The organism is Mesorhizobium sp. M2A.F.Ca.ET.067.02.1.1 (assembly GCF_004023285.1).
Classification (GTDB): Bacteria; Pseudomonadota; Alphaproteobacteria; order Rhizobiales; family Rhizobiaceae; genus Mesorhizobium.
This window is the reverse complement of the sequence record NZ_RZSB01000178.1, coordinates 1-9,077: the sequence shown is the minus strand read 5'-3', so window position 1 is coordinate 9,077 and position 9,077 is coordinate 1. Positions and strand designations below refer to the sequence as shown.

Here is a 9,077-nt window from a genome sequence, read left to right as displayed (position 1 = left end):
CGCCGGAACTGTTTGCCGCGCTCGACGCCCGGGGCATCGAGCGCCGCTTCGTCACGCTGCATGTCGGCGCCGGCACCTTCCTGCCGGTGAAGGCCGACGACACGGCCGACCACAAGATGCATGCGGAGACCGGCTCGGTAAGTGCCGAGACGGCGGCGGCGCTCAACGCCGCCAAGGCGCGGGGAGGGCGGATCATCTGCGTCGGCACGACATCGCTGCGGCTTCTGGAGAGCGCGGCTCGCGCGGACGGCAGGATCGAGCCCTGGTCCGGACCGACCGACATCTTCATAACGCCCGGCTATCGCTTCCGCACGGCCGACATGCTGATGACCAATTTCCATCTGCCGCGCTCGACACTGTTCATGCTGGTCTCGGCCTTCAGTGGGCTGGAGACGATGCGCTCGGCCTATGCGCATGCCATCGAGAACCGCTACAGGTTCTATTCCTATGGCGACGCCAGCCTGCTTTACCGAGCGGAGACGAGCGATGGACGGTGATCTCAACGGCATGGACCGCAATAGGCTGATCGCGGAAGTGAGGAAGCTGCGCGCCGGCATCCGCGCGCATCGCGACACGACCGGGCATGATCTGTGCTGGCATCATCCCGACCTCTGGGACCTTTTGCCGGAAAAGACCGAGCCGTCGATCGCCGTGCCGCCATGGCCGAAATTCATGCACGGCTGCATCCGCTACCGGCAGTCGCTCGACGAGCAGGCGCCCGATGCGCCGGTGCACGACAAGGAATTCAATGGCTGAGACTTTTTCCTTCAAGGTGCTTGCCAACGACGGCAAGGCCAGGCGCGGTCTTGTCTCGATGCCGCGCGGCGAAATCCGCACGCCGACCTTCATGCCGGTCGGCACCGGCGGCACCGTCAAAGCCATGTATATGGACCAGGTGCGCGGCGTCGGCGTCGACATCATTTTGGGCAACACCTACCATCTGATGCTGCGGCCAGGCGCCGAGCGCGTAGCCAGGCTCGGCGGCCTGCACGAGTTCGCGCGCTGGCCGCATCCGATCCTGACCGACAGCGGCGGCTTCCAGGTCATGTCGCTGTCGAAGCTCCGTAAACTGACCGAACAGGGCGTCACCTTCCGCTCGCATATCGATGGCGCACCTTATGAAATGTCGCCGGAGCGGTCGATCGAGATCCAGGGACTGCTCGATTCCGACATCCAGATGCAGCTCGACGAATGCACAGCGCTTCCGGCCAAACCTAAGGAGATCGAGCGCGCCATGGAATTGTCGCTGCGCTGGGCCGAGCGCTGCAAGATTGCGTTCGGCGATCAGCCGGGCAAGGCAATGTTCGGCATCGTCCAGGGCGGCGACAGCGCGCCGATGCGCGTGCGTTCGGCGCAGGCGCTGAAGGCGATGGATCTGAAAGGCTATGCCGTCGGCGGGCTGGCGGTCGGTGAGCCGCAGTCGGTGATGCTGGAGATGCTCGACATCACCTGCCCGGAATTGCCGGCCAACAGACCGCGCTATCTGATGGGCGTCGGCACGCCGGACGATATATTGAAATCGGTAGCCCGCGGCATCGACATGTTCGACTGCGTGATGCCGACGCGGGCCGGCCGGCATGGCCTCGCCTATACGCGCCGCGGCAAGGTCAATCTCAGGAACGCCCGCCATGCCGACGATCCGCGGCCGCTCGACGAGGAAAGCGATTGCCCTGCGGCGCGCGATTACTCGCGCGCCTATCTGCATCACCTGGTGCGCTCGCAAGAGTCGCTCGGAGCGATGCTGCTGACCTGGAACAACCTGTCCTATTATCAGAAGCTGATGCAGGACATCCGGGCAGCCATCGAGGCGCAGGCTTTTGAAGCGCGCGCCGCCGAGATCGCCGAAGGCTGGGCGAGGGGCGACATCCAGGCGATATAAAGCGCGTCGCAGTCCTTCGGATTCGCTCGATGCGCTTCAGGTCTTTGACTTACGCATGTCTTTATCCCGAGACCGGTTCCCACTGTCGGGAGACATGCTCTAGCCGCTGGTCCCGCCGATTGACGGACGTTCTGCCTGGGAGCAGAATCTTGTCTTGAGGGATCAGCCATGGCTGTGACGTTCGATTTCGCCGGCAAGACGGCGATCGTGACCGGTGGGTCGAGGGGCATCGGCAAGGCCGTGGCCATGCAACTGGCGCGATCGGGATGCGACGTCTGGATATGGGATGCCGATCCAGCGCCACTCGACGGAACCCGCAGCCAAACGGTGGATGTAACCAAGGCAGGCGATATCGGAAAAGCCCTGAGCGAAGTGATCGCCGAGAGCGGCCGGGTCGATATTCTCGTTAACAATGCGGGCTATCTCGGGCCCTATCGCAGCTTCGAGGCTTTCGAGCCGGCCGAGTGGCAGCGCATCATCGGAGTCAACCTCATCGGCACGTTTGAGGTCACACATCAGGTTCTGCCGTTCATGCGCAAGACCGGCAGCGGCCGCATCGTCAATATGGGGTCGCTGGCCGGCAAGGAGGGATTGCCCAATCTTGCAGCCTATTCGGCGGCGAGCGCAGGTATCATCGCTTTCACCAAAGCCTTGTCGCGCGAAGTTAATGACACCGATATTCGCGTCAATTGCGTCGCGCCGGGGCCGATCGATACCGAACTTATCAGGCGACTTGGCAATCAAGTCGTCAGCGACATGATCGGCGCAAGTCCGCTCAAGCGCCTTGGCGCAGTCGACGAGGTCGCGGCGCTGGTGCTGTGGCTTTGCTCCGATGCCGTCAGCTTCAACACGGGCGCGGTATTCGACATGTCCGGCGGCCGGGCTCGCTACTGAACACCGGTTTATGTCCTGAGGCGACCCGAGACCCTCAAGCCTCCGCTTGAGGGCGCGAACCATTTTGAAACGACTGCGATTGTATAGATTGCCGGGATGATTTCAGGCAAAGGCGCAGACCTTGCTCGTCTCGGAACAAGCCTCGGTGTCGGGTGAGGCACAAACCAGCCGTGCTAGCGGCTCCCGCGAGCCTGCAGCCGCCGTCTAACAATGGACTGGAGCGGCCGTCGCGGTCATCGGGGTGGCCGGCCTCGTTCTGCGGGTGCTCGGCGCGCGGGGGTACTACGCAGCGATGGTGGACAGAATGACGCGTGACGGCGCGGCGAATTACGCCACCAACCAGGAATTCCGGACCGTGATGACCGTCGATTATTTTGCCAAACGCCTTGGGCGCCAGGCATCGTTTGTCTCCGTAAACAAAATATGCGACGAGCGTCCGTCCTGGCTGATCTCCGAGGGGCCTATCGACCGGCAGCCGCATATGTCGAGGCCGTGCCGACCTGCAGGTCGGCCTATGAGCGTGTCGACGCCTCGACGAGCTGGGGTCTTTCGGGCCTGGCCTGGACATTGTATCAGCGCCGGGATTGAGAGTGGGCCCGGCCAAATTCCGGCCGTCGCGCGCCTTTCCGGAATTGCTCAGGTGCTGACCGAGGTCGAGGCGCGTAGGCTGCAGCCGGTGATCTTGAAACTGCCATCCGCCTGCAGCTGCAGCGTATAGACAGCCTCGTAATCCTTGCCGTCGGGCCCGACGATCAGCACCTGCTGGACGATCGAACCGGGCCTGGTCTGCTCGGCCCTGCCGAAGGAATAGGATTGGGGCTTTCGCACCGGCGCGTAGCCGTTGGTCACCATGTTCATGAAGGTGTCGACGGTCGGAAAGATCTGCTTCACATTGGGCGCGGCGAAACTGTAGGCGGCGGCGCCGTCACTGGCGATGAACGCCTTCAACTGGCTGTCGATAACCGTCTGCGCGGCCTTGACCTCCGCATCGTCGGCCAAGGCAAGCGAGGTCATCAGCATTGGAACAAGAGCTAACGCGAACAGTGCTCGGCGCATGGGCTGTCTCCCGGGAAATCGCCTGGCGAACGACTCTAACATACGCGTCGCGGCAGGGCGTGGTTTCACCGAGCTGCAAAGATTTCGTCATTTCAGCCTCGAGGGGCGGGATCGGCCACTCTTTGAGCTGCGCGGCGCGTGAAGCTTGAAAGCCGGGCGGCAGTCTGCCACAAGGACCGCTATTCACGATGCAGGCGGCAGGACCGGGCAATGAAGGCATTTTTCGTGCAGATCAAGTGCGACCTCGGTAAGGCCTATGAGGTCGCCAGCGCGCTTGCCGACGCCGAGATCGCCTCCGAGATCTACTCGACCGCCGGCAATTACGACCTGCTCGCCAAATTCTACGTCGACGACGAGGAAGACGTCGGTCACTTCGTCAACGAGCGGGTACAGATCCTGCCCGGAATCAAGGACACTTTCACCATCGTGACCTTCCGGGCGTTCTGACCGGTCGGGCGATGCCCCGCCGGCAAGCAGGGGCTGACCCGACCTTGCCGCCTGTGCCTTAAATTTAGGCAATTTGCATAGAGTGGCCGTCACGGCTTCCTAAATCATCGATTGCGCTTGATTTTCTCCGGCGAGGCCAGTGAAATGGTCTCAGAGGGGAGTACTCGATTGGCAGCCTTCGATGAAATGCTTCCGGAAGTTTCCGGATTGAGAAGACCTTATGAGGCTTATGATCGCTGGCTGAAGGAGCAGGACCCGGCCAGGCTTACCCAGAAAATGCAGGACGCCGAGCGTGTCTTCCGCAAGACGGGTATCACCTTTGCAGTCTATGGCGAGCAGGAAGCTTCCGAGCGGCTGATCCCTTTCGACATCGTGCCGCGCATCCTCTCCGGCCACGAATGGCGCCGGCTGACGCAAGGCATCGAGCAACGCGTGCAGGCGCTGAACGCCTTTCTCGACGACATCTATCACCGCCAGGAGATTCTGCGGGCCGGGCGCGTGCCGAGGGATCTCGTTGCCAGGAACGAAGCCTTCCTGCCCGAGATGATCGGGGTGAAGCCGCCTGCCGGCGTCTACACCCATATCATCGGCGTCGACATCGTGCGCATATCGGAGAACGAGTTCTACGTGCTGGAGGACAACGCCCGCACGCCGTCCGGCGTCTCCTACATGCTGGAGAACCGTGAGACGATGATGCAGCTCTTTCCGGAGCTGTTCCAGAAGATCAAGGTGCGGCCGGTCGAGAATTATCCGCAGCTCCTGCGCCGGTCGCTCGCAGCGGTGCGGCCGCAAAGCGCCAAGGGCGCGCCGACAATCGCGGTGCTGACGCCAGGCTCCTACAACTCGGCCTATTTCGAACATGCCTTCCTCGCCGACCAGATGGGCGTGCAACTGGTGGAGGGGCAGGATCTGCGGGTCGTTGACGGCCACGTCGCGATGCGCACGACCGAAGGCTACAAGCAGATCGACGTGCTCTATCGGCGCGTCGACGACGCCTTCCTCGATCCGCTGACTTTCCGCCCGGACTCCGCACTCGGCGTGCCGGGCATCATGGATGTCTACCGCGCCGGCAACATCACCATCGCCAATGCGCCTGGCACCGGCATCGCCGACGACAAGGCGATTTATTCCTACATGCCGGAGATCGTCGAGTTCTACACCGGCCGCAAGGCCATTCTCGGCAACATCCCGACCTGGCGCTGCTCGGAGCCGGACAGCCTCAAATATGTGCTCGAGCACATCAGCGAGCTGGTGATCAAGGAAGTGCACGGCTCTGGCGGCTACGGCATGCTGGTCGGCCCGGCCGCAACCAAGAAGGAATGCCAGGAGTTCGCCAAGAAGCTGCAGGCGAAGCCTTCGAACTACATCGCCCAGCCGACGCTGGCGCTGTCGACCTGTCCGATCCTGACCGAAAAGGGCCTGTCGCCGCGCCATGTCGATCTTCGGCCTTACGTGCTGGTTTCGGACCGAATCCAGATCGTGCCGGGTGGGCTAACGCGTGTTGCCCTCAAAGAGGGTTCTCTGGTGGTCAATTCCTCACAAGGCGGCGGCACCAAGGATACGTGGGTACTCGACGACTAGAGCGGTGAATGGTGAACGGTAAAATGGTGAATGGTCAGATGCCTAGTTACGAGAGGATGGCAATGACGAAGTGTTGCTGGGTACTACTCACTATTCACCATTCACTATTCACCATTCACTAGGCAAATCCACATGCTTCTTGGCCGCACCGCAAACGGTCTCTACTGGATGAACCGCTATATAGAGCGGGCCGAAAACATGGCGCGCCTCGTCGATGCCGGCCTGCGCATGGCGCTGACGCGCACGCAGAACGCGTCAGAGGAATGGAATTCGGTGCTGCTCAGCGCCGGCTCCGACTATGCGTTCTCACAGAAATACCAGGACTATACCGCTGCCAACGTCTCCGACTTCCTGCTGCGCGACACCTCGAACCCGTCGAGCACGATGTCGTCGATCGAGACGGCACGCAACAATGCCCGCATGGTGCGAACGGCGCTGACGCGCGAGACCTGGGAAAGCATCAACGAAGCCTGGATGTCGCTGAAGCGCATGCTGGCGAGGCCGATCGACGAGCGCGACCTGCCGACGGTGCTCGATGCCATCAAGCGCGAGACGGCTCTGATCCGCGGCTCGTTCTACGGCACGATGCTGCGCAACGAAATCTTCGATTTCTCGCAGCTCGGCACCTATGTCGAGCGCGCCGACAACACGGCGCGCATCCTCGACGTGAAGTATTATGTGCTGTTGCCTTCGCTGTCTTGGGTCGGCTCGACGCTGGACAATTACCAGTGGGAGTCGATCCTGCGCTCGGTGTCGGCGCATCGCTCCTATCGCTGGGTTTATGAGGCCGACTACAAGCCGACGAATATCGCGGACTATCTGATCCTCAATGTGCGCATGCCGCGCTCGCTGACCTTCTGCTATCGCTTCCTCGGCGAGCACCTGAAATTCCTCGCCGACGACTATGGCGAGCGCCATGCTTGCCACGCCACGGCCGAGAAGATTCAGGCGCTGCTCAATAGAGGCTCGATCAAGGACATATTCGATCACGGCCTGCACGAGTTCCTGGCCGAGTTCATTCGCGACAACACCAGGCTGGGCGACGAGATCGCCCAGGATTACCGGTTCCATTGAGCGGGGCTGAGGGCGGGCGTCATGCGGCTCAAGATCACCCATCGCACCGAGTACCGCTACGATGCGCCGGTGCAATATCTGCTGCAGCGGCTGCGCCTGCTGCCCCTGAGCGGGCGTACGCAGACCGTCGGCTCCTGGGCGATCAAGGTCGAAGGCGCACGCGAGGAGGTGCGCTTTACCGATCATTTCGGCAACGACACGCGGCTGGTGAGCGCTGAGAGCGGCCACACCGCCATCGTCGTCGAGGCGCGGGGAGAGGTGACGACGCATGACACGGCGGGCGTGACGGGCCCGCATCAAGGCTACGCGCCGCTCTGGCTGTTCGCGCAGCAGACGCCGCTCACCGCCGCCGGCGACGGTATTCGTGAACTGGCCGGCAAGGTCGGGCAGGGGACGGAGATCGAGCGGCTCCACGCGCTGATGGGCGCGATCCGCGAACGTGTTGCCTACAAGCCAGGCGCGACCAGCGTCGTGACGCCGGCCGAAGAGGCCCTGGCGCTCAAATCAGGCGTCTGCCAGGACCACAGCCATATCTTCATCGCCGCGGCCGTCGCGCTTGGCTTTCCGGCCCGCTATATAAGCGGCTATCTGATGATGGATGCCGACGTCGAGCAGGCCGCCAGCCATGCCTGGGCCGAGGCCTATGTCGTGGGGCTCGGATGGGATGCCTTTGATCCGGCCAACGGTATTTCTCCCGACGACCGCTATGTGCGGGTGGCGACGGGGCGCGACTATCGCGACGCCTCGCCTGTCTCGGGGATACTGCTGGGGCAGGCGCAAGAGAAGCTTGCCGTCACCGTCACGGTAGAGCAGTAATTTCCGACGAGATTCGCTGTTAAAGAAGAATCATGACCTATTGCGTCGGCCTCAAGATCGATCGCGGGCTCGTGTTCATGTCGGACACGCGCACCAATGCCGGCATGGATTCGATCTCGACCTTCAAGAAAATGCACGTCTGGGAAGAGCCTGGCGAGCGCGTGATCGTGCTGATGTCGGCGGGCAACCTGGCCACGACGCAAGCCGTGGTCAGCCTGCTCGACGAGCGCAACAAGGCCGTTGGCGACCGTCATCCGAAGCTGCTCGAGACGCCGTCCATGTACCAGACGGTGCGGCTCGTCGGCGATACGGTCAAGGAAGTCATCGAACATGCCTCGCCGAACGGCGACAAGGCGGATTCCTACTTCAACGCCTCCTTCATCCTGGGCGGCCAGATCAAGGGCAGTCCGCCCAGGCTGTTCATGATCTACCCGGAAGGCAATTTCATCGAGTCGACCGATGACACGCCTTTCTTCCAGATCGGCGAGACGAAATACGGCAAGCCGATCATCATCCGTGCCTATGACCGGACAATGGGCCTGGCCGAAACGGTGAAGCTGCTTCTGGTGTCCTTCGACTCGACGCTGAAATCGAACCTTTCGGTCGGGCTGCCGCTCGATCTGCTGTTCCTGGAGAACGACAGCTTCAAGGTCGGGCTCAACAGGCGCATCGGCCAGGACGATCCCTATTACCGCACCATATCCGACGGCTGGTCGAACGCCTTGAAGGCGGCCTTTGCCAGCCTGCCGGATTTTCCCGGTTAGGGTCCGCACGTCGCGGCCGGTTGGGCATTTAGCTGGCTTACCCGCTGCATTGCGGCTGGGGTCGGGAGGATAGATGGACAACGAGACATTCCGCGACTGGTCGAGGCGGGTGGCCGACTGGGGCGTCGATTACCGCGCCGGCCTGCGCGACCGTCCGGTGCGACCGGCAATCGCGCCGGGCGAGATCTTCCGGAGCATCGAGGCTTCGCCGCCCGAAACGGCCGAACCGATGGAAAGGATCTTCGCCGATTTCGAAGAAAAGATCGTGCCGGGCATGACGCATTGGCAGCATCCGCGCTTCTTCGCCTATTTCCCCGCCAATGCGGCGCCGGTCTCGGTCGTGGCGGAGTATCTGGTCTCGGCGATGGCCGCGCAATGCATGCTGTGGCAGACCTCGCCGGCGGCGACCGAGCTCGAGACGCGCATCGTCGACTGGATGCGCCAAGCGCTTGGCCTACCCGAGGGCCTTTCCGGCGTCATCCAGGATTCAGCCTCGTCGGCGACGCTTGCGGCGGTGCTCACCATGCGCGAGCGGGCGCTCGACTGGCAGGGCAACAAAAAGGGGC

Annotated in this window: 11 protein-coding genes; 10 read left to right on the top strand and 1 reads right to left on the bottom strand. The window is 62.5% G+C overall.

Annotated elements, in window-relative coordinates; genetic code table 11:
• The 4 genes from EOA28_RS14695 to EOA28_RS14680 all read left to right on the top strand — a co-directional run.
• On the top strand, positions 1-497 hold a 497-nt coding region (locus EOA28_RS14695; RefSeq protein WP_189342047.1), incomplete at its 5' end, for an S-adenosylmethionine:tRNA ribosyltransferase-isomerase.
• Positions 487-756 (top strand): hypothetical protein, encoded by a 270-nt coding sequence (locus tag EOA28_RS14690; RefSeq protein WP_127249453.1) that lies wholly within the window; start codon positions 487-489, stop codon positions 754-756. The genes EOA28_RS14695 and EOA28_RS14690, both read left to right, overlap by 11 nt.
• On the top strand, positions 749-1,879 hold the full coding sequence (gene tgt / locus EOA28_RS14685) for a tRNA guanosine(34) transglycosylase Tgt (protein WP_127249452.1): 1,131 nt from the start codon (positions 749-751) through the stop codon (positions 1,877-1,879). Before EOA28_RS14690 ends, tgt begins: the two co-directional genes overlap by 8 nt.
• 168 nt (positions 1,880-2,047) lie before the next feature.
• A complete protein-coding gene (locus tag EOA28_RS14680; protein WP_127249451.1) occupies positions 2,048-2,773 on the top strand; it encodes an SDR family NAD(P)-dependent oxidoreductase in 726 nt (241 codons plus the stop codon).
• 636 nt (positions 2,774-3,409) lie between these two features.
• Here the strand turns inward: EOA28_RS14680 and EOA28_RS14675 are convergent.
• Positions 3,410-3,829, bottom strand: a complete 420-nt coding sequence (locus tag EOA28_RS14675) for a DUF4864 domain-containing protein (RefSeq protein WP_127249450.1) — start codon at positions 3,827-3,829, stop codon at positions 3,410-3,412.
• A gap of 210 nt (positions 3,830-4,039) precedes the next feature.
• Between EOA28_RS14675 and EOA28_RS14670 the strand changes: the two genes are divergently transcribed.
• The 6 genes from EOA28_RS14670 to EOA28_RS14645 form a co-directional block, all read left to right on the top strand.
• Complete coding sequence (locus EOA28_RS14670; RefSeq protein ID WP_027166286.1) at positions 4,040-4,276, top strand: Lrp/AsnC family transcriptional regulator; 237 nt, start codon at positions 4,040-4,042, stop codon at positions 4,274-4,276.
• Positions 4,277-4,444: 168 nt separating this feature from the next.
• Positions 4,445-5,857, top strand: coding sequence for a circularly permuted type 2 ATP-grasp protein (locus tag EOA28_RS14665; RefSeq protein ID WP_189342046.1), 1,413 nt, complete (start codon positions 4,445-4,447; stop codon positions 5,855-5,857).
• 132 nt (positions 5,858-5,989) lie between these two features.
• A complete protein-coding gene (locus tag EOA28_RS14660) occupies positions 5,990-6,931 on the top strand; it encodes an alpha-E domain-containing protein (RefSeq protein WP_126082590.1) in 942 nt (313 codons plus the stop codon).
• A 21-nt stretch (positions 6,932-6,952) separates the two neighbouring features.
• Entirely contained in the window at positions 6,953-7,747 is a 795-nt protein-coding gene (locus EOA28_RS14655; RefSeq protein WP_128314989.1) for a transglutaminase family protein, read from the top strand.
• A 32-nt stretch (positions 7,748-7,779) separates the two neighbouring features.
• Positions 7,780-8,511, top strand: a complete 732-nt coding sequence (locus EOA28_RS14650) for a peptidase (protein WP_042642639.1) — start codon at positions 7,780-7,782, stop codon at positions 8,509-8,511.
• A gap of 73 nt (positions 8,512-8,584) precedes the next feature.
• Positions 8,585-9,077 (top strand): pyridoxal-dependent decarboxylase (locus EOA28_RS14645; RefSeq protein WP_245501525.1); only part of this gene is annotated, 493 nt, incomplete at its 3' end.

Excerpts from the sequence above, each read along its gene's own strand:
- EOA28_RS14680 (WP_127249451.1), top strand. The coding sequence starts at position 2,048 with ATGGCTGTGACGTTCGATTTCGCCGGCAAGACGGCGATCGTGACCGGT.
- EOA28_RS14660 (WP_126082590.1), top strand. The coding sequence starts at position 5,990 with ATGCTTCTTGGCCGCACCGCAAACGGTCTCTACTGGATGAACCGCTAT.
- EOA28_RS14655 (WP_128314989.1), top strand. The coding sequence starts at position 6,953 with ATGCGGCTCAAGATCACCCATCGCACCGAGTACCGCTACGATGCGCCG.
- EOA28_RS14670 (WP_027166286.1), top strand. The coding sequence starts at position 4,040 with ATGAAGGCATTTTTCGTGCAGATCAAGTGCGACCTCGGTAAGGCCTAT.
- tgt (WP_127249452.1), top strand. The coding sequence starts at position 749 with ATGGCTGAGACTTTTTCCTTCAAGGTGCTTGCCAACGACGGCAAGGCC.
- EOA28_RS14650 (WP_042642639.1), top strand. The coding sequence starts at position 7,780 with ATGACCTATTGCGTCGGCCTCAAGATCGATCGCGGGCTCGTGTTCATG.
- EOA28_RS14690 (WP_127249453.1), top strand. The coding sequence starts at position 487 with ATGGACGGTGATCTCAACGGCATGGACCGCAATAGGCTGATCGCGGAA.
- EOA28_RS14675 (WP_127249450.1), bottom strand. The coding sequence starts at position 3,829 with ATGCGCCGAGCACTGTTCGCGTTAGCTCTTGTTCCAATGCTGATGACC.